Here is an 18,862-nt window from a genome sequence, read left to right on the forward strand (position 1 = left end):
CAGCCTGATTTCATAACCCTTAAAGATCTTAAAAACCATGAATTTATCCGTGTCTGATCTACGGAGACGGAAACTCCATGTTACTCTTAAGCCATAATAGAGTTAGAAACAGAAAATTCTAACTCGTGAATATCGGTTTTAAGAGAGGTAGACATGAAAGTGTCTAAGAAGGAACGCAGAATCATTGGCAATGCGCTTGATGAGTGGCAGTCCCAAGGTGTTTTAACACAAGAAGAGCATGACAAGCTGACGAGCACCTTTGAGGTGTCGGCTTTCGATTGGACTCAGATCGCTCGTTACTCGTTCACTATTGCGGTGACATGTGTTGTATTGGCAACCTTATCCTTTGTGTTTGATGAGTGGTTGATAGAGCTGTTCAAAAGCATCTTCACTGCGCCAGAACTAGCGAAGAGTCTGTTCTTCTTGGCGGGAGCTGTTGGCTTTTACGTGTTCGGTGTTCGCAGAAAGAAACTCTACCCAAGTAAAGTCTTGGCCAATGAGGCACTGTTCGTTCTCGGAATGATAAGCACCGCGCTGTCGATCTTTTTCCTTGGAAAGGTCATAGAGACAGAGAACCTAGCACCACTGATTCTACTAGCCTCAGCGATTTATGGTTTGATTGGGCTCTGGCTGCCTTCGCAAACGGTCTGGATATTCGCCCTGATGACGTTAGGTGCGTGGTTTGGTTTCCATTCCTATCAGGTTCAGAGTGATGGCTACTATCTAGGTATGAATTACCCGCTGCGCTTTGCATTGTTTGGTGGGCTTTTGCTGGTGGCGAGCCTCTACGTTTTACCAAGGATCAGGGCAGCGATGGAATTTGAAAGTGTGACCAAGTTTGTTGGCTTGCTCTATTTCTTCTTCTCCCTTTGGCTGCTCTCGATATTCGGAAACCATGCTGATTTCAGTATTTGGTTGGATATAGAGCAGATCTCGATTCTGTATTGGTCGGTGCTACTTTTGTTGGTTTCGCTTGCGGGACTCTATCTCGGATTGAAGCACCATGATGATATGACTAAAGGTGTCGCTTTAGTGTTCATCTTCTTGAATCTTTATAGCCGTTTCTTTGAGTACCTCTGGGAAGGTATGCACAAAGCCCTGTTCTTCGCGATTCTCGCGGTGAGTTTCTGGTTATTAGGGACCAAAGCAGAGAAGATTTACCAGTTAAAGCTACCTAAGGCTTGATGTGCTAAGTAAACATGTCAGACAATATTAACAATTGATATTAATTATCATTAACTTTATCATCTAGGAGATTTCTTGATTAAGGTAAATATCCGCCTTTCTTGACTGTGTTACCTTGATGAATGTGACTCTCAATTAGAGAAAGCAAGAGCCTCGAATCTACGGAGGCTCTTTTTTTGACTTCAACTCACAACTGTTCCGAGTTAAACCCTAATGAATCTGACTCATAAAGATTACTTTAAGATTGCTTTTCCCTTCATTGTCTCGACTGTTACGCAACCTTTGCTTGGAGCGGTAGATACTGCCGTTATTGGCAAACTCGGTGTTGCTGAGCTGATTGGTGGCGTCGCAATCGGCACCGTTATCATGAACACCTTATATTGGTTGTTCGGCTTTTTCCGTGTCAGTACAACGGGCCAGAGTGCTATTGCGCTCGGCAGAAACAGTCACTCAGAGCAGGCGAGTAGTCTGTTTCGCCCATTTGTATTGGCCTTGTGCGTTGGGTTAGTTTTCATTGCTCTGCAATCACTCATATGGATGGGAGCCGAGTGGATCATCTCTCCGGACGCTAGTGTTGGGCAAAACGCCAAGATCTATTTTGACATCATGATTTACGGCGCTCCGTTTGTACTGTTGAACTACACCATCATCGGTTGGTTGATGGGGCAGGCCAAAGCCAAAGAAACTTTGTTCACGCAAGTGTTTGGTAACGTACTCAATATCGTCTTGGATATCGTGTTCGTACTCTATTTTGATATGGCGATAGCAGGCGTCGCAGTTGCTACTTTGATTGCACAAGTTACTACCTTTGCTATCGGTGTTGGCTTCGTCCTTAAAACATGTCAGTTCTCGCTGTTCGATCACCTAAGCACAGCGAAGATGTCTAAGAAAGACCTGAAAGTGATTATGTCTTCGAATATGGACCTGTTGCTACGTACGATTTGTATATTGGTTTTCTTCAATATGATGGCTCGCATTGGTTCTCAGCTTGGTCCAGACGTGTTGGCAACGAATGCGATATTGATGCAAGTAACTTTCATCGTTAGCTATATGTTCGACGGTGTTGCTAATGCCTCAAGTGTGTTTGCTGGTAAAGCGGTAGGGCAGAAAAATCCGAAGTTGCTTGATAGTGTGATTAAGTTAAACACTCAGTGGACGACCGCATTTATTGCAGTACTGACTCTTCTTACTCTGGTGTTTAAAGAGCAAATCGTCATGCTATTCACCACGCTACCGGAACTGAACACTCTATATCTTGAAATGAGCCCTTGGTTACTTGTATTCCCACTGGTGGCGGGATACGGGTTGACTTTCTATGGTATTTTCACCGGGACAGGTACGACGAAACCGGTAAGGAACTCAAGCTTTATAACGCTGCTGGTGTTTTTAGTGGCGCAGCTTTTAGCTGTGCCACAGTGGGGAAACCATGGTTTATGGCTAGCTTTTACGCTCTTTTATGTTGGACGTTTTGTTTTCTTGTATCCATCTATCCAGCAAGTGCGAGAAAAGTGTTTATAGCTTTATATTTATAAATCAAACGTGTTTATCTCATAGTATTGAAATTCCCAACTAATTAAGGGCAGGTGAGCTTGCCCTTTATTCTCGAAAACCAAAAAACAGTCAGATTTACCCCTTACGGGATGTTTTCTTAGCCAAACCCGCATGATAGTATTGTTATGTTATATTATTACAAGCCAAGCTGTCGTGAACACACAACCAATACTCGCTGTAAATCAACTTCAAATCTCAGATTCTCATCAGTCTTTTTTCCGCAATATCTCTTTTACTCTTGCAGAGGGTGAGGTACTTGCCGTTATGGGACCGTCTGGGATTGGTAAGTCTATGTTGTCCAAGGCGGTAGCCGGTTTTTTACCTAAAGATGTCTTCGCTAATGGAGTTATCTCGATTAATGGCGAGGAAGTCAGCACGCAAGCGATGCTGCAAAGAGAAGCTGCTCAGAGACCTGCGGTGATTTTTCAAGACGCGTTACAAGCTCTGAACCCATTGGCTTCAGTCGAGCAACAGCTTAGTTTAGCCTTAACGGGCAATAAAACGCGTCTCAACTCGACTCACAGAGCAACCGTATCCACACTGCTTGACCAACTTGGCTTTACTGACGCTGACATGGCTTTAAAGCAGTATCCAAGTCAGTTATCTGGTGGTCAGAGACAACGTATTTGTATAGCCATTGCTCTGCTTGGTCGAGCGAATCTGCTTATTGCTGATGAGCCAACCAGTGCGCTTGACCCAATTACCGAGTCAGAGATCCTTACTCTATTTAGAAATAGCATTCAGCAAAGAAATATTGGCGGAATGTTGATTACTCACGACTTATCTGCAGCGCTCGCTTGCGACAAGCTGTTGGTGATTGCAGAGGGTACTATGGTGGCTTACGGTACTCCGAAAGAGGCGATTACCTCAAGCAAGCACGAGTTCTGCCAGCAACTGGCTCAACTGCTTCCGTAGTTTAGAGTCGGAGTCCCTTTATGCACAATCATACTCAACCTATGTCCGCACAAGTTCGTTTTGAAAATGTGAACGTCCATTATTACTCGAAGCCTGCTTGGCTTGGAGGAAAGCCATTCAAAGCGCTCGATCAACTTGATCTAAATATCGAAACTCAGAACTTGGCGATTGTCGGGCCATCTGGCGCCGGTAAGTCTACTTTGATTGAGCTGCTTTTCAGTTTACGCCGACCTACGTCGGGTGAGGTGTATATCTGTGGGCAACCGCTCTCATCAAGTTCAGAGAAACAGCGCAGAGCATTGTGCCAGCATATCCAGCTTATTCCACAAGAGCCGCAATCGAGCTTGAACCCTTACTACACAGTGGAACAGTTGTTATTGGAGCCACTTATCAGCATGGGGCTTATTGATAATAAAGAGCAAAAAATTGAAAAGGCACTCAGAGATGTTGGACTTAACGAGTCACTATTAGCTCGTCCATCAAGACAGCTCTCCGTTGGCCAAGCACAGAGAGTCGCAATTGCTCGCGCTTTGATTGTAGAGCCTTGTGTGCTGGTGGCTGATGAGCCCACCAGTAGCTTAGATCCAGTGAGTCGACAGCAGGTCCTAGACTTGTTTGTATCCATCCAGCAGCGACGCCAAATGCGACTGATCTTGGTGACTCACGACTTGAATGCAGCCGAAGCACTTTGTGACGAGATCTTAGTGCTCGACAAAGGCCAAGTCGCTGAACACGGCGATGCTAAGCAAGTGATGAAACAACCCAAACATATGACCACTCGAGCTTTATTGAGTGCGCAAAAAACGAATCATGAATACACAAAAACCATTGGAGAGGTCTCGTATGCACCTTAATACGCCAAAGTTAGCAGTAGCGCTAGCTCTAAGCACATTGCTAACAGGTTGTTTCGATTCTGAAGAGAAGAAACAAGACGCTGAACAGGCGGCGACGCCTGCTGCTAAATCATCAGAAATACGTGTTGCGATGATGCAACCGCCAAGAACCGGCCTTTCGCCTCTATCTGACGACGCATTCAAGCTGTCTCGTTGGAGCACGGCTGAAACATTGGTAAACCTAAGTGACCAATCGGTGGCGGAACCTATGTTAGCAACCGAGTGGGAACAAGTTGATCCAATGACTTGGACTTTCAATGTGCGTGAAGGCGTTAAGTTCCATGACGGATCAGATCTCAACGCTGCGGTTGTTGTTAACTCACTTCAAAAAGCGCTAGATGCAGCGCCGAAGCCACGTATCCTTGATGGTATTGAATGGCAAGTTGAGGCGATTGGTGATTTTAAGGTTCAGATAAAAACAACGTTTAATGATCCACTTCTGCCAAGCCGTCTATCAAGCCCACAGCTTTCTATTCTATCGACAGCTGCTTACCAAGAAGATGGTCGTGTGAACTCAATTAAAGCGGGTACTGGTCCATTTATCCTGACAGAAATCAACGGTACAACGAGCGCGAGACTGACACGCTTTGATGGTTACTGGGGTGAGAAAGCTAAAGTTGAAAACATCTTGGCGGAATACGTGCCTAACGGCTTCGCACGTGCAGCGGCTCTGCGTACCGGTGAAGCGGACGTAGTAGAAGCGGTTCCGGTTTCTCAAATCGCAATGATGGATCAATCTCAACTACATGAAGTTGCGATGCCTCGTACAAACACACTATATCTAAATAATCAGTCTGAAGTGTTTAGCCAATTTGCTCTGCGTAAAGCGGCAGGTCAAGCAGTGAATCGCGAGCAAATCATTGAAACGGTTTACGAAAACCATGCTGATCTTGCTAAAGGTCTTTTAGGGCCAGCATTGGCTTGGGCACAACCAGTACGTGATAAGAATCCACGTATGGAAACAATGGAAATTCGTCAAGCTAACGGTGAGAAGATCACTATTGGTACCTTTACCGACCGTGCTGAACTGCCGGAAGTAGCAGTACTTTTAAAGCAGCAACTAGAAGCGGCAGGTTTTGTGGTTGAGCTAGACGTTCGTGAATATGCTCAAATTGAAAATGACGCACTTGCAGGTAAGTTTGATGCCTTCATTCTATCGCGTGCGACCGTTCTAGATTCGGGTGACCCAGTTGCTTACATGCAGAGTGACTTCAGTTGTGACGGTTCATTTAACTTAGGTCAGTTCTGTTCTGAAGAAGTGGATGCGGCACTAGATCATGCTGACCGTCAACCTCTAGGTGAACTGCGTCAACAAGCGATCATTGAAGCTGAGAACTTGATTCTGGGTCAATACGCTGCGATTCCTCTATTGCACGAGCGTGTGATTCAAGGCGAAAGCGACAAAGTGAAAAATGCACAGCGTGATCCACGTGAACGTCGTCTTATCGACCAGTTTACTGAGGTGAACTAACGCAATGTCACTTGTTGCCAACATGCGCCTCAATTGGGGCGCTTGTATGCCATGGCTGTCACGCTTAGCCTCGCTGAGCGTGGTGGTGGTTTTAGTGGGGCTAATGCCCGATATAGCTGGGATTGACCCAAGTCAGGCGATCTTGCGTGCGCGAGCAGGTGCTCAGCAGTTAATGACGGCTGAAGCACTGCAAGCGATTCGTGCTGACTTGCAGTTAGAGCGTTCTGCCACAGAACGATTGTGGGACTGGTTGGTGTTGGCTGCGCAAGGCGATTTAGGTGTCTCTTGGGTAGATGGTTCACCTGTTATGCAGAGTGTTCAATCTACGGCGAAAACGTCATTGTTTTTGATGGCTTGTGCACTGTCTATGACGTTAGTGTTCTGCCTTATCAGTGTCTTGTTCACCATTCATCGTTGGCAACAAAACAAGCTAGATAATCAGCACAATAGCTTAAGCTCTGTGTTGGTATCGCTCCCTGAGTATGTGATTGCGTCACTCCTTATTTTGGTATTCGCAATTTGGCTAGGTTGGTTTCCACCTTACGGTTGGACTAGCACCCAAAACCTCTGGTTACCGACACTAGCGCTCGCTTTACCTGCAAGTGGATTATTTAGCCGACTATTGAATGACAGCTTGATTCGGGTTCTTGATGAACCTTGGGTTATCACTTGGCTTTCAGCTAACATCAGCAAATTTCAGATTTTGAGATTTGCCTTGTGGCGAGCACTGAGCAATCTTATCCCGCAACTTGCCATGATTGTGATTGGTTTGACTGGCGGTGCGGTGGCAGTCGAGCAGATTTTTTCTATTCCCGGTATTGGTCGCTTGATTCTGGGCGCGGCTAAGTCGCAAGACCTTCCACTGCTTCAAGGTGGTCTGTTGGTATTGCTCGCTTTCTCGATTCTGATCAGCAGCGTTAGCATCATGATCCAGCGTGCTTTGCTCGGACACAGCGCGACCAGCGGTAAGTTGATCAGCAGTCACAGCACGTTTCGTTTCACTCAGAGCCGCACAAAAAGAAATGCCAGCTTAACCATCTTCGTTCTGCTTATTGGTTGTGCTGGTTGGGCGCTGATCCGTGACCCTTACCTCATCCAATTTCCTCGATTAGCCTCACCGAGTCTTGCAGCCCCATTTGGTGCTGATGCGGTAGGTCGAGATCTGCTTGCGAGAGTGGGAGGAGGGATGTTCTCGACCATGAAAATGGGAATACTGGCGACTTTCCTAAGTCTAGTGATCGGCTTATTGCTTGGATTTGTGACTCGTTACAGCCAAGGCCTTATCGAGATCACTAAGGCGGTGCCTTATATCGTGGCGGGTCTTTTGGTTGCTGGCTTAACTGGGATGAACCCGAACAGTGCCCTGATTGCCATCGTGTTAGTGTCTTGGGCTCCTTTAGCGGCGCACTGTTCAAGCTTGGTGTTAGAAGCAAAGGCTCAACCGTATACGCATTTGGCTCCTGTTTGGGGAACCAGTCGTCTGCGTGTTTTGCGTTATTACTTGCTCCCTTATGTTCTGCCGCCATTGATAAGGCATGCATTGTTAAGACTGCCCGTCATTACGTTGAGTTTAACGTCTTTGAGCTTTATCGGCTTGGGAGCGAAGCCACCGGAACCAGAATGGGGCTTGCTGATTGCCGAGAATCTACCTTACATCGAGCGTTCTGCGATTGGTGTTATCGCGCCAATTGCTGGCCTTGTCATGCTCTCTGTTGCGATCAACTTGTTGTTTGATGATTAGGTTTGATAGCGACTTGTTTGATGAAGATCGGCCCACGGTAAGCACCGCACAATGACTAAAGAAAAAGCCTCTTGATTCTATATGACAAGAGGCTTTTCTATTTGTGACGAATTTTAGGGTGAGACACCTGGTACTTGCTGCTTACTCTGCGTTGACCAATATTAGACCTTGGTATCCTGCAATTTGAACTTCAGTGACTGGATCTCCGAGGTTACCGTTAGCATCTACAGGTCTCATCTGCTTACCCAACTGAATCGTAATCAAAGGCTCTGAAAAATAACTCACATTTCGGCCATGAAAGTCGGTTCGATACAACACTAAACCTTTTTCAAACTGACGTGCGAGAACCATCTCTTCTGGTCCGCCATTGACGACTTGATTCTCCGATTGATAAGCGAAGTAAGTATGAGTAGGCATTACATGAGCCATTCCATTGGGTAAATCTTGATGAACTAACTCGGTCATCGCACTATCACCAACAATTGTGTAATCGGCAGCAAAAGGCGTCGATGTTGATAGCATGAGTGGGATGGCATTGTGATTGCTCGGGATTTCCCCTGAAGGCGCACCTATGTCCACCTTCAATAATGAAGTAGGTTGGTAGGCAATGTTTTGAGCAATGCCACTGGTGTAGTAATTACCACTGGTGGTGTTATGACTCCCATACAGATAGCTGCTATTCCACTGATTAAAGTAGCTGCGATCCGTGTGATGATTGAGGTAGTAGATGGCAAGGCCAGAATACTGGTCTTGTTGCCAATTTTCTTGCGTATTCCCAAAATATTGAACTCGACCATATCGTGTCGTAGCTTGGAAAATGACGCTACTACCAGACTGAGCTAACGCTGAGTTATCCCAGAATTTAGATATTCCCGCATACCCACTGAAGCCAGTAGTGGGGAAGAGGTAGTGCTCTCGAAGATAGAGAGAGCCTGCATCAATGAGATGAGATTGCCCATTTCGGCCATACAGATTTGCTGTCCCGATATTCAGGCCAACAAGTGTTCCCGGTTGATCGGTTGCAAGTCTGTTTAAGAACGACGAGAAGTGTTTTTTGTATAGAGAGTCTGCTTTGTCAGAGCCCGCTATCGCTTGCAGTTCGGTAATGTTACCTCCGGAGTAAACGAAGAATTGATTACTGCCCAATAGCTTATTAGTGTCATCGTTGTAAGCCCCATTTAAGCCTTGTTCTACCCAATTTTTTGAGTAGTAAGCTGACATAGCCTCTTGATAGTCGTTGTTAGCTAAATTTGTTAATGCCCAAGATGAAGATTGATTCCACATGCGGCCGAAAGGGATAACCCGAGATTCCCAGCGAAAACGCGCAGTTGCGTTTTTGTTTGTACGAGCCTTGTATTCAGAGTTTGATAGATAGTTGTCGTTATTGATGTCTGCTGAGTGATCAAAGCCTCTGATCTTTCTCCATTTCTCAATTGTTCGACCATCTGGCGTCGTTTCTGCTGCGTTGGTGAGTTTCACCGTTGGGAAAGAGTTTTTGAGTTTTATTTCTTTTAGACGCGGTCTGTGCTCTGGCTCATTCCATCGAATGCGTACCACATAGAGTCGGCCACCATCACGCAGGTATTCAGAGCCAAAATATTGTCCACCGCCGTAACTGGCACCGCTGCCATCATGAGTGGTTGCGCGCTTCCAATCATCCGGCATGTTCCAAATTACTGCTTGGTTCTTGGTCATGTTCAGAGTCTTATCTTTTTTGATCGAAATGGTTTGCCATTGGCTAGCTTGGCCGCGTTGGTCGACTGCATTGGGATACTCAATTGAAAAGCTTCCGCCGGTCGCAAATTGAGAGAATTTCAGCGTTAAGCGATCAAATGGTTCGGAGTGATAAATGTAGAGCGCACCATTGTTATCAGAGTGCTCGAACACATCAGCATCCCAAGGCGGTTGTTGGTATAGCCAAAATCCGGCATGTGATTGATCGACGGTGTATCCCACAATCGTGGGTTTTCTGTTTAGGGTGGTATTTTCACCGTGGGTTGAATCAACCTCCGCAATCACAGTGTCTTCAGAGAAGTGTAGGAAGAAGTCTTCGTAGTTTAGAGCGTTGGCTTCAGCGTAGTTTCTAAGTTCGTCTTCAACCCAACTTGAGTTGATCTCCAGTTTTTGGTTGTACATGTAACCCAACGTATTGCTACGGGTGTTGTCGGAGGGTTCAGCATAAGAGCCGAAAATAATATCACTATTACTTAACTCCCAATCAATAAGCTCTTGGGCTGTAACCTCAACACCATTGTGATTGGTTGTAGATTCGTGTTGTCCTGGAAGGATAAAAGCGGTGCCTGCAGAAGGGAACTCAGTTGAAACCGCATTGAGTGAAACGGCCATCAGAGTGGCTGCCAAAATAGTTTTAGTCATTCCCACAATTCCAAATCCAAAAATTACAGCAAAAAACGATGCGTCAAATTGACAATCAAATTAGGAAAAAGTATTGGCGAAGAACAAATTATGATCAAGTAGAAAGGAACCGAATATAAAAATGCTCTCTATAACTTAATGAATATCAGAGCTATTTATTTTTTTATTATATAGAGGAATTAAAGTGGAGATTCATTCAAAAGAGCTCATTTAATTCTCATTTTGAGAAAAAGATTAACGATAGATATTAACTATAAACCATATATGCTTTCGGTTTTATATTGCCTTAGATACTCATTTAATTGCTTATTGTTAACTGTAACAAAAACTTAATTTTTTAAGAAAAATAAAATTGGCTTCGTTTATTTTGAGTTTATAAAGCGAATCTATACTGCCCGCCATCAACTGAGTGCAAGGTCGTGTTTGACACGTAAGTGCAAGGGTTACTTTACCTCCTGTTGATTACTAATAAATTTGTAATCAGTCAGCATGCTTGCACCAGTGGTTATTTAAACATCAAACAGACGAAGAGATAATTATGAAAACTTGGGTTTTAGCAGCGGTAGCAACACTCCTTTCAGGTACAACAATTGCGGCAGAGACATACATTCGTAACGGTAACGTTTATTCACACGAAGGAAAATGGAGTGCAGAAGCGGGTGTCGCAACAACGAGCGATTTATTTAAAGGGCAGAAGCACAGCGTGGTGCCACTTTTGAATTTTGGTTATCACGGTGATGATTTCAACGCAGATCTTAATGAGATCAACTACCGCTTTATTGGTAACAACAGCGATTTTATCAATATGAACGTCTTTGTTGAAACCAGCGGTATGCATTACGAATCTGATGATGCCAAGATTCTTAAAGGTATGAATGATCGTGACCTTGGAATAGATTTCGGCCTTAACATGGATCTAGATTTCGGCTCCGACGTTGTTTCAGCCTTCTTCCAACATGATGTGACGGGCAAGTCTGAAGGTTTCAAAACTGGTTTGAAATATACAGCAATCGTTGAACTAGACCAGTGGGTATTCGTGCCTTTCGCAAGCGTCGATTACAAAAGCGCAGACTTCGTTGATTACTATTTCGGTGTTACTCAAAAAGAGGTGGCAGCGAATCGTAAAGCCTATAAAGCGGATGGCACGTTCTCTTACAGTCTAGGTTATAAACTGGTGATGCCATTAACCGATAACTTAGAGTTAACTCAAACTTCTGCATTTACGCGCTTGGGTTCTGATATCGCAGATTCTCCATTGGTCGACAGTGCGAATCAATGGTTAGTAGGCGCATCGGTCGCATACTACTTCTAATAATAAAACAACGTTAGGAACGTAATAGTTGGCTTCTATTCAGGGACGAATAGACTTCTTTATCTTTTTAGAATAAATGGTTACTGAGGACGATATGATTCGTTTTAATTACAACAGCAGAGTTTTTGAAATCTGCTTTGAAAACTATGTGATCAGCAGTGCTTACCAAGAGTTACGCAATGAGTTAGGTCATGTTTATGGCCATGAAGCATTATGTCGCATAAAAGAGAATGGTATTGAAGTTGCACCATGTAAGTTCTTTGAGTATTTGGAATCTCGTTCATTTGTTGAAATGGTAGAGTTGAATATGCTGATAGTGAATATGCATCTGAAAGGCTTTAGATATTCAAGTATTTATGATTCAAGGTCTAAGCTATTTATTAATATGGTTCCGAGTTTTTTTAAAATTATTTATCAAAATGAAGAAATGTTACAGAGTTTGGTTCGCGCTATTCTCATCGAAGACATTAAACTTCATCAACTTGTCTTAGAAATAACAGAAAGCCCTTGTCCTATTGATGATTTAGTTGAATTTTACTTGGGTGTAGATAAGTTGAGGAGTAAAGGCATACTTATTGCGATTGACGACTTCGGTACGGGGTATTCAGACTTTTCAAGAGTGGCTGCAATTAAACCCCATTACGTCAAAGTAAGCCGTGAATTATTGCTTTATTCTCAGATATTTAAAAACAATGAACTTAGAAAACTGGCCGCGCTGTCTCAAACAGAGAGTATCACCTTGGTTTATGAAGGCATCGAGTATCTAGAGCAGTACGAATTCGCCAAAAGCAATGGGGCAAGGCTGTATCAAGGGTACTTGCTGTCTAAACCTGTTCATCATGCTATCTCCCAGATGCCTTGTTACTTCTAAAATTGCCTATGTATACGTGATTTTAGTCACAAATTTATGTCCAGATTACTAGGTTGAATATATTCATGGTCAATGCCAGGCTTTAAGGTATTTGTGTGAGTGATGTCTTGTAAGTAATTATAAATGCAATGAAAAACATTGTTATTCCAGTACATGGTGGCTAAATATTAAACAAGAGTTTGATTATTTATTCTAACTAAAAGAATGCATATACCAATAGAAGTGAAAATAATTTTAGATTCATAAATTATTTTCTATTCGATTCATTGTATTTCTTTAAATTTATGCTAATTTCTCGCCCCAAATTATAATGAGAGCCGCTAACTTATATTGACCTATTGGTTAATATAAACTTCCTTCATCTAAATTTTAGTGGGGGAGTATAGCTGACTGTCAAATAGTCTCGTCGATTTGGTTTTTCTGTACCTCTATTTGAATAATTTAAAGGAAGAACGATGAACGTATTGATTGTCGAAGACAATACCCAACTGCTCAATGAGTTAGCGATGCAATTGATCCATAAAGATATGCGGGTGCATCGTGCTGAGACAGGAGAAGAGGGGGATTATTGTCTTAATAACTTCCAGGTCGACCTAGTAATTTTAGATCTTGGGCTACCTGATGGTGATGGTATTGAATGGCTTAAAAAGTGGCGGTCAAATGGTATTACCGTTCCTATTCTGATCTTAACGGCTCGAGATAACTGGGCAGATAAAGTAGCAGGCCTGACGGCTGGCGCAGATGATTACCTAGCTAAACCTTTTGTGTTTGAAGAGCTTCTTGCTCGAGCTCATGCTCTCTATCGCCGCTCTTATGGGGCCTCCAATTCGTTGATTGAAGTTAGTTCATTTCAGCTTGATATTGATTCGAAACGCATTATGTCTGGTGACGTCAAGCTAGATTTGAGCGCCTACGAGTATCGATTACTAAAGTGCTTGATTCTTAATGCCGACAAAGTGGTTTCCAAGGACAAGCTACGTGCAGATGTATACGGCGATGAACTTGTGGAAGATGGCAATGTGATTGCCGTATTGATTAGCCGTATTAGAAAGAAAATTATCGCCAGTCGAGGGAGTGACCCGATTATCACGATTAGAAACCAGGGGTACAAACTTTGTTGATGAGGGTTAAACAACTGACTGGAACACTTAAGTTTCGTTATATTTTGGCAACAGGGTGGGCTTTAATTCTTCTTTCTTTTCTGTACGGGCAAGCGAATCTGCGTGTGTTCTATGCCAACTCGGACAAGTTCGTTAGTTTGTGGCTGTCTTCGGGTACAAGCTACTTACTGAATGACTTCATTATGGAAGATGGTGAGTTGATATTAAACCGAGATGTGCCGAAGAGGTTTCAAACGCGCGCTGAGCAGCTGTTTGTTTTTGATAGCGACCATAATCTACTTTTTGAAACTAACCCAACTGACTCTTTAGGCAAGTACATAAAGGACGAGTGGCTCAATAGCGACACATGTACACAGTTTTCTATCAGTAGTGACGGGTTAGATTATTTTGTTGGTATAAAGCACCACTACGGTAATGAGCATTTGCCTGATTTGATGTTTGTGACGTTTAAAGAACATCATGCTATAGATCCGGTTTTCTTCGAAGAGATAGATCGGAATTTTCAGTACGTTAAAGGTATGTTTTATTTGCACATTTTCCTTATCATTCCTTTAATGTGGCTGTTTTCTAACTGGAGTTTAAGACCCATTGATCGCATTAATAATCAATTAATTGCGCTTAAAAAGGGAGAGATTACAAAGCTTGATGACAATTCGGCTAAAGAACTGCGACCGTTGGTTGAAAGTTTGAATGGTTTGATTCATTACGAGCGTCAACAAAAAGAGAAACAAAGACAGCTTCTCTCGGATTTGTCACACGGATTGAAAACACCGCTATCGGTGTTACAGGGAGTTGCACGGAGTCACTCATTAGGCATTCCGCTGCACGACAATAAGAAGATTGATTACGTGATTAACCAAGAAGTTAAAAACATGGTTGATCAAATCCAACATCGTTTGAAAGTTGCATCTAACGATCACAGTTCTGTTTTATCAGCACAAAGTCATCAGGTTTCTGAAATCGTCGATCAGTTGGTGTTTGGTATGAAAAAGATACACGCGACAAAGAACGTGACGTTTAAGTTGTGTGTCCCAGCAGATGTCGTATTTGTCGGCCAGCGTAATGATTTGATGGAGGTGGTGGGCAATCTTCTCGATAACGCATGTAAATATGGTAATGGTGAAGTTCATGTTTCCGCTTACATCAAGAGCTCAAAGTGTCTTTACGTGGTTGTTGAGGACAATGGAGAAGGTGTACCAGACGCGTTAAAAGAGAAGTTAGGCGATCGTGGAATGCGATTAGACAGCCGAGTTCAAGGCTACGGGCTTGGAATTAACATCGCGCAGGAACTTCTATCTAGCTACCACGGCTTATTGAAAATCGAAGATTCCTCCTTGGGAGGCGCTAAATTTACCGCAGTGTTTGAAGTCCAAGAAGACTTGCAACTGAGATAGGTTTTCAATGTCTCTCAGTTAAAGATAGGACAGCTAATGAGCGTTTAATCGTTGGGTTAAACGCTCTTTTTGTTATTGATTCTTGTACTTATGTAGCAGGTCCCAAGGAATATGACACAAGTGGTGATTCTCTGGGTGAAGTGACAAATGGTGCTGGTGGATGTCGTCACTCAGGACAAAATTTGTCAAAGGCAAAATCTCTAGAGCAATTCGGTCGGCATCATCTCGAGCTGCAATGATTTGCTTGGCTTGCTCAATATGGTTCGGCTGTTCACTATAAATACCAGTTCGGTACTTCTCGCCAACGTCATTTCCCTGCTTGTTCACACTGTATGGGTCGATAATCTCGAAAAGGTGATGTATTAGCGTTTCTAAAGAGACTTCCGTCGGATTAAAAGTCACTTCTACACATTCAGCATAACCATCATAATCGCCTTGAGTTGTCGCACTCTTACCATTGGCCCGCCCAGCCTTAGTGTCAATAACACCGGGTACGTACTTGATAAACTCTTGGACTCCCCATAAACAGCCACCTGCTAGGTAGATTCTTTCCATTACTCTTCGCTCATAACTAAAACAGGACTATGTTAATGACTCCTAGTCGTTGAATCCAGTCACGTATATTGGATAAAGGTGATCATTTGTAGCAACACCAATCAACTATTGCCACATCACCAAGATGGCCGCAATCGCGATAAAGAATAGGGCAAGCATGTCTTTATTCTTAACCGGCTCTTTCAGCCAGAATATCGAAATGAGCATGGTGAAGAACACTTCGATTTGCCCGAGAGTTTTTACATAAGGCACTGCCTGCAGCGACATTGCACTAAACCAACCAAGTGAACCGACAAAGCTCGCGATACTGGTCATGATCACCAATTTGGGTTTGGTGAACATCAGTTTCAATGTATCGCGGTCTTTTAAAAGCAAATACGTTAATAGCAGTAGGGTTTGCGTCAGAATTACAATGAACAAAACCCACGCTGCACTGTGCGGGAATGGTAAGTTCAGGCTCAAGCTCGCCTCACGGATCCATAGCGAAGTGAGAGCGAAAGCGGTGCTACAAGCGAGGCCGATTGAAGCCGTCTTTAGAGATACACTGCGAACACCATTGGCACAACTAAGCAGAAATACCGCGACCATACCAAAAGCGACGCCAACCCAACCGAGTAATGTTAGTGAAGTGCCGAAAAACAGCATCCCCAACAGTGCGGACACAGGGGCTTCACTTTTTGCCAGCCCAGCACCAATCGCAAAGTTGCGCTGCTTAAACAGCACCACCATTAAACCTGTGGCGACGATCTGCATAATAGAAGCGCCTGCCAGAAAGAAGTAAGAGTGCCCAGTGAAGGTTGGCATTGGGGCATCTTGGTATTGGTAGAGGCAGAACAAGTAGATTAGGGCGAGAGGGCTTGCCCAAAGAAAACGCGCAAGCGTTACTCCTGAAACGTTCAAGGTTTGACTTAAGCGGCTTTGAAAAGCGTTTCTCCATGCTTGGCTAGAAGCGGCAAGCACAGTGAATAGGATCCATTCCATGGTTATCGTTCCTTGGGAAGGAGAAAAGGAGCAGCGTGTGAATTGCGCTGCTCGGTATTGATTTCGACTACGGTTTTATAGGTAGCGAGCTTTCAAGTGATCTTGGAAGAACTTGGCATTCAGCGTTTCACCTGTCGCGCCTTTCACCAACTCGTCGGTGGTTAGCAGGCTTCCTTTGCTCCAGATGTTGCTCTCTAACCAGCTAAAGATCGGAGTTAGATCGCCAGATTGAATCACTTGGTCAACATCAACAGTTTGCTTCATTGCTGCCATAAACTGCGCTGCGTACATTGCACCTAATGTGTAACTAGGGAAGTAGCCAAATGCGCCGTCTGTCCAGTGAATATCCTGCATACAGCCATTAGTGAAATTACCTTGAGTACTAAGCCCTAGGTAATCTTGCATCTTTTGGTTCCACAGCTCAGGTACGTCCGTATGTTTGATGGCGCCGTTAATCAAATCGCGTTCAATTTCATAGCGCAGGATAACGTGTGCAGGGTAGGTTAGCTCATCGGCATCAACACGGATAAAGTCTTTCTTAACACGGGTGTAGATCTTCTTGAAGTTCTCTTGCTCGAACTCTGGACCACTGAATTGATTACCAGCCATACGAGCTAAATGTGCAATAAAAGCATCGCTTCTACCAACTTGCATTTCAAAGAACAGAGATTGAGACTCATGAATACCCATTGAGCGCGCTTCGCCTGCTGGTGTGCCTGCTAGTGCTTTTGGTAAACCTTGTTCGTAGCGAGCGTGGCCAGTTTCATGAACAATGCCCATTAGTGATTGAACAAACTCTGATTCATCGTAGCGGGTTGTGATACGCACATCTGAAGGCACGCCGCCACAGAATGGGTGAACACTTTCATCTAGTCGACCATGTTCAAAGTCGAACTTGAGCAGTTTCATCACCTCAAGGCCAAGCGCTTTTTGCTTGTCTGTTGGGTAGTGGCCAGTAGGAGCGATGAGTTGTTCCGTCGATTGCTTCTCGATAACTTGATCAATCAAGCCAGGAAGCCATGTTTTTACATCGCTGAACAGAGCATCAAGAGAGGCAGAGCTGGTGCCCGGCTCGTAGATATCCAGCATTGCGTCATAAGGTGTTAAGTTTGCTGCGTCGGCTCTGATTTGTGCTTCTTCACGAGAAAGTTCGACAACTTCACGCCAGTTTTTCTCGAAACCAACCCAGTCATTTTCGCCGCGCTGTGTTCGCCAAGCATGCTCACACTTTGAGCCCGCGAGAGATTTAGCTTGCACTAGCTTTTCAGGAAGAAGGTTTGCTTGTTGCCATTGTCTTTTAATCTCACGCAGTGACGATTTTTGTTCTGCATTTAAGTTTTCATTCTCAGCGTTTGCGATCCAGTCAGCTAATTGAGGTTGCGTCATTAGACCGTGAATATGAACGGATAGCTCTGCCATCGCTTCACTACGTGCTTGGTTACCACCTGCAGGCATCATAGATGCGGCGTCCCAGCCACAAATTGCAGATAAATGTTGGAAGCGTGAACATTTTTGAGAATGTTCAACCAGTTTTTTGAATGCGCTCATCATAATTCCCTGAGAATAAAAGAAATAGTTTAGCAACCAACGCCATAGTGACCAATAGGTTTGTTCTACAAAGCGACCTTGGTTGTAAATAATTTGTAAACCACATGGAGGGCAGAAGACCAAAGGTTTTATAAAATAATCGGGTAGGGGTAATACAAAGCTTAACAAGCGAGGATGAATTGAGTTAATCTGCAGCATATTGATGATGCTTTGCCTCTGTTTTATTCACTTCAGATATCAGCGGTCAAGCTAAGAGTTTATTTTGCAAGGATGCGGTTATGATACTGAACTTTGAAGCCTTTATTGTGGCGATCACCATTTTGACTTTAACGCCCGGGTTAGATACAGCTGTGGTGATTCGTAACACCACCCGCTCTGGGATGAGAGATGGTGCGGTAACAAGTTTTGGTGTTTGTTTAGGTTTGTTTGTGCATGCGACTTTCTCGGCGATCGGCATTTCAGCGATTCTTCTGCAATCTGCAGAGCTGTTTCAAACCGTTAAGCTGATTGGTGCGGCGTATCTGATCTGGTTAGGTGCTTCTAGCCTTTATGGTGTCTTCAAAGGCAATGCAGGGTTTGAGGTATCAGACGCAAAACATGAACAACTGAGCGTATCTCGCTCTCTTAGAGAGGGCTTTCTCTCTAATGTGTTGAACCCTAAAACAGCGGTCTTTTATCTAGCATTCTTACCGCAGTTTATTGACCCTCATGGTTCGCCATTTATGCAGTCGATGTTGATGGCCGGAATCCACTTTATGATTGCTATGATTTGGCAGTGTGGCATCGCTGGTGCAGTAGGTTCAGCAAAACAGCTATTCAAGAGCCCTAAAGTGATTGGTTGGATGGAAGGCGTGACGGGCGCCGTATTGATTTCACTAGGTATCAAGTTGATGCTGGAAGAGCCACCAACGCCAACAGCTTAATAACTGAATGTTTGAGATAAAAGAA

15 protein-coding genes are annotated in these 18,862 nt (G+C 44.0%); 11 read left to right on the forward strand and 4 right to left on the reverse strand.

What is annotated here, in order from left to right; genetic code table 11:
- Positions 1 to 153 precede the first annotated feature (153 nt).
- The 6 genes from FIV04_RS06390 to FIV04_RS06415 all read left to right on the forward strand — a co-directional run bounded on the left by FIV04_RS06390 (position 154) and on the right by FIV04_RS06415 (position 7,756).
- Complete coding sequence (locus tag FIV04_RS06390) at positions 154 to 1,185, forward strand: DUF2157 domain-containing protein (protein WP_152468596.1); 1,032 nt, start codon at positions 154 to 156, stop codon at positions 1,183 to 1,185.
- A gap of 213 nt (positions 1,186 to 1,398) precedes the next feature.
- Positions 1,399 to 2,703, forward strand: coding sequence for an MATE family efflux transporter (locus FIV04_RS06395; protein ID WP_152468597.1), 1,305 nt, complete (start codon positions 1,399 to 1,401; stop codon positions 2,701 to 2,703).
- A 186-nt stretch (positions 2,704 to 2,889) separates the two neighbouring features.
- Complete coding sequence (locus tag FIV04_RS06400) at positions 2,890 to 3,651, forward strand: ABC transporter ATP-binding protein (protein ID WP_152468598.1); 762 nt, start codon at positions 2,890 to 2,892, stop codon at positions 3,649 to 3,651.
- Positions 3,652 to 3,671: 20 nt separating this feature from the next.
- Complete coding sequence (locus FIV04_RS06405) at positions 3,672 to 4,505, forward strand: ABC transporter ATP-binding protein (protein WP_152468599.1); 834 nt, start codon at positions 3,672 to 3,674, stop codon at positions 4,503 to 4,505.
- Positions 4,495 to 6,015, forward strand: a complete 1,521-nt coding sequence (locus FIV04_RS06410; RefSeq protein ID WP_152469540.1) for an ABC transporter substrate-binding protein — start codon at positions 4,495 to 4,497, stop codon at positions 6,013 to 6,015. The genes FIV04_RS06405 and FIV04_RS06410 overlap by 11 nt, the downstream gene beginning before the upstream one ends.
- 4 nt (positions 6,016 to 6,019) lie before the next feature.
- Complete coding sequence (locus FIV04_RS06415; RefSeq protein ID WP_152468600.1) at positions 6,020 to 7,756, forward strand: ABC transporter permease subunit; 1,737 nt, start codon at positions 6,020 to 6,022, stop codon at positions 7,754 to 7,756.
- A 141-nt stretch (positions 7,757 to 7,897) separates the two neighbouring features.
- On the opposite strand, the gene FIV04_RS06420 is transcribed toward FIV04_RS06415, so the two are convergent.
- Positions 7,898 to 10,132 carry a hypothetical protein gene (locus tag FIV04_RS06420; protein ID WP_152468601.1) on the reverse strand — a complete coding sequence of 745 codons (2,235 nt, stop codon included), beginning with the start codon at positions 10,130 to 10,132 and terminating at the stop codon, positions 7,898 to 7,900.
- Positions 10,133 to 10,670: 538 nt separating this feature from the next.
- Between FIV04_RS06420 and FIV04_RS06425 the strand changes: the two genes are divergently transcribed.
- The 4 genes from FIV04_RS06425 (at position 10,671) to FIV04_RS06440 (ending at position 14,830) form a co-directional block, all read left to right on the forward strand.
- Positions 10,671 to 11,444 carry a MipA/OmpV family protein gene (locus FIV04_RS06425; RefSeq protein ID WP_152468602.1) on the forward strand — a complete coding sequence of 258 codons (774 nt, stop codon included), beginning with the start codon at positions 10,671 to 10,673 and terminating at the stop codon, positions 11,442 to 11,444.
- 94 nt (positions 11,445 to 11,538) lie between these two features.
- Positions 11,539 to 12,315: an EAL domain-containing protein gene (locus FIV04_RS06430; RefSeq protein WP_172974226.1), complete on the forward strand. Its 777-nt coding sequence runs from the start codon at positions 11,539 to 11,541 to the stop codon at positions 12,313 to 12,315.
- A gap of 455 nt (positions 12,316 to 12,770) precedes the next feature.
- Entirely contained in the window at positions 12,771 to 13,436 is a 666-nt protein-coding gene (locus FIV04_RS06435) for a response regulator transcription factor (RefSeq protein WP_152468604.1), read from the forward strand.
- The gene (locus FIV04_RS06440; protein WP_152468605.1) at positions 13,436 to 14,830 is read left to right on the forward strand and encodes an ATP-binding protein; all 1,395 of its coding nucleotides are present in this window, start codon (positions 13,436 to 13,438) and stop codon (positions 14,828 to 14,830) included. The genes FIV04_RS06435 and FIV04_RS06440 overlap by 1 nt, the downstream gene beginning before the upstream one ends.
- A 72-nt stretch (positions 14,831 to 14,902) precedes the next feature.
- Here FIV04_RS06440 and FIV04_RS06445 read toward each other — a convergent pair whose 3' ends face one another.
- From FIV04_RS06445 to FIV04_RS06455, 3 genes are all read right to left on the reverse strand, one after another.
- Positions 14,903 to 15,385, reverse strand: coding sequence for a peptide-methionine (S)-S-oxide reductase (locus tag FIV04_RS06445; RefSeq protein WP_152468606.1), 483 nt, complete (start codon positions 15,383 to 15,385; stop codon positions 14,903 to 14,905).
- Between the two features lie 105 nt (positions 15,386 to 15,490).
- The gene (locus tag FIV04_RS06450) at positions 15,491 to 16,366 is read right to left on the reverse strand and encodes a DMT family transporter (protein WP_152468607.1); all 876 of its coding nucleotides are present in this window, start codon (positions 16,364 to 16,366) and stop codon (positions 15,491 to 15,493) included.
- Between the two features lie 75 nt (positions 16,367 to 16,441).
- On the reverse strand, positions 16,442 to 17,914 hold the full coding sequence (locus tag FIV04_RS06455) for a carboxypeptidase M32 (protein WP_152468608.1): 1,473 nt from the start codon (positions 17,912 to 17,914) through the stop codon (positions 16,442 to 16,444).
- A 278-nt stretch (positions 17,915 to 18,192) separates the two neighbouring features.
- Here FIV04_RS06455 and FIV04_RS06460 point away from each other — a divergent pair, with 278 nt between their 5' ends.
- Complete coding sequence (locus FIV04_RS06460; RefSeq protein WP_152468609.1) at positions 18,193 to 18,837, forward strand: LysE family translocator; 645 nt, start codon at positions 18,193 to 18,195, stop codon at positions 18,835 to 18,837.
- Positions 18,838 to 18,862 lie beyond the last annotated feature (25 nt).

The sequence above is a fragment of the Vibrio sp. THAF190c genome, assembly GCF_009363355.1.
Classification (GTDB): domain Bacteria; phylum Pseudomonadota; class Gammaproteobacteria; order Enterobacterales; family Vibrionaceae; genus Vibrio; species Vibrio fortis_A.

What these genes read in the sequence shown, in the direction of transcription:
- FIV04_RS06445 (WP_152468606.1), bottom strand. Translation starts at nt 15,385, where the DNA reads ATGGAAAGAATCTACCTAGCAGGTGGCTGTTTATGGGGAGTCCAAGAG.
- FIV04_RS06460 (WP_152468609.1), top strand. Translation starts at nt 18,193, where the DNA reads ATGATACTGAACTTTGAAGCCTTTATTGTGGCGATCACCATTTTGACT.
- FIV04_RS06415 (WP_152468600.1), top strand. Translation starts at nt 6,020, where the DNA reads ATGTCACTTGTTGCCAACATGCGCCTCAATTGGGGCGCTTGTATGCCA.
- FIV04_RS06425 (WP_152468602.1), top strand. Translation starts at nt 10,671, where the DNA reads ATGAAAACTTGGGTTTTAGCAGCGGTAGCAACACTCCTTTCAGGTACA.
- FIV04_RS06430 (WP_172974226.1), top strand. Translation starts at nt 11,539, where the DNA reads ATGATTCGTTTTAATTACAACAGCAGAGTTTTTGAAATCTGCTTTGAA.
- FIV04_RS06395 (WP_152468597.1), top strand. Translation starts at nt 1,399, where the DNA reads ATGAATCTGACTCATAAAGATTACTTTAAGATTGCTTTTCCCTTCATT.
- FIV04_RS06455 (WP_152468608.1), bottom strand. Translation starts at nt 17,914, where the DNA reads ATGAGCGCATTCAAAAAACTGGTTGAACATTCTCAAAAATGTTCACGC.
- FIV04_RS06440 (WP_152468605.1), top strand. Translation starts at nt 13,436, where the DNA reads ATGAGGGTTAAACAACTGACTGGAACACTTAAGTTTCGTTATATTTTG.
- FIV04_RS06435 (WP_152468604.1), top strand. Translation starts at nt 12,771, where the DNA reads ATGAACGTATTGATTGTCGAAGACAATACCCAACTGCTCAATGAGTTA.
- FIV04_RS06450 (WP_152468607.1), bottom strand. Translation starts at nt 16,366, where the DNA reads ATGGAATGGATCCTATTCACTGTGCTTGCCGCTTCTAGCCAAGCATGG.
- FIV04_RS06410 (WP_152469540.1), top strand. Translation starts at nt 4,495, where the DNA reads ATGCACCTTAATACGCCAAAGTTAGCAGTAGCGCTAGCTCTAAGCACA.
- FIV04_RS06420 (WP_152468601.1), bottom strand. Translation starts at nt 10,132, where the DNA reads ATGACTAAAACTATTTTGGCAGCCACTCTGATGGCCGTTTCACTCAAT.
- FIV04_RS06390 (WP_152468596.1), top strand. Translation starts at nt 154, where the DNA reads ATGAAAGTGTCTAAGAAGGAACGCAGAATCATTGGCAATGCGCTTGAT.
- FIV04_RS06405 (WP_152468599.1), top strand. Translation starts at nt 3,672, where the DNA reads ATGCACAATCATACTCAACCTATGTCCGCACAAGTTCGTTTTGAAAAT.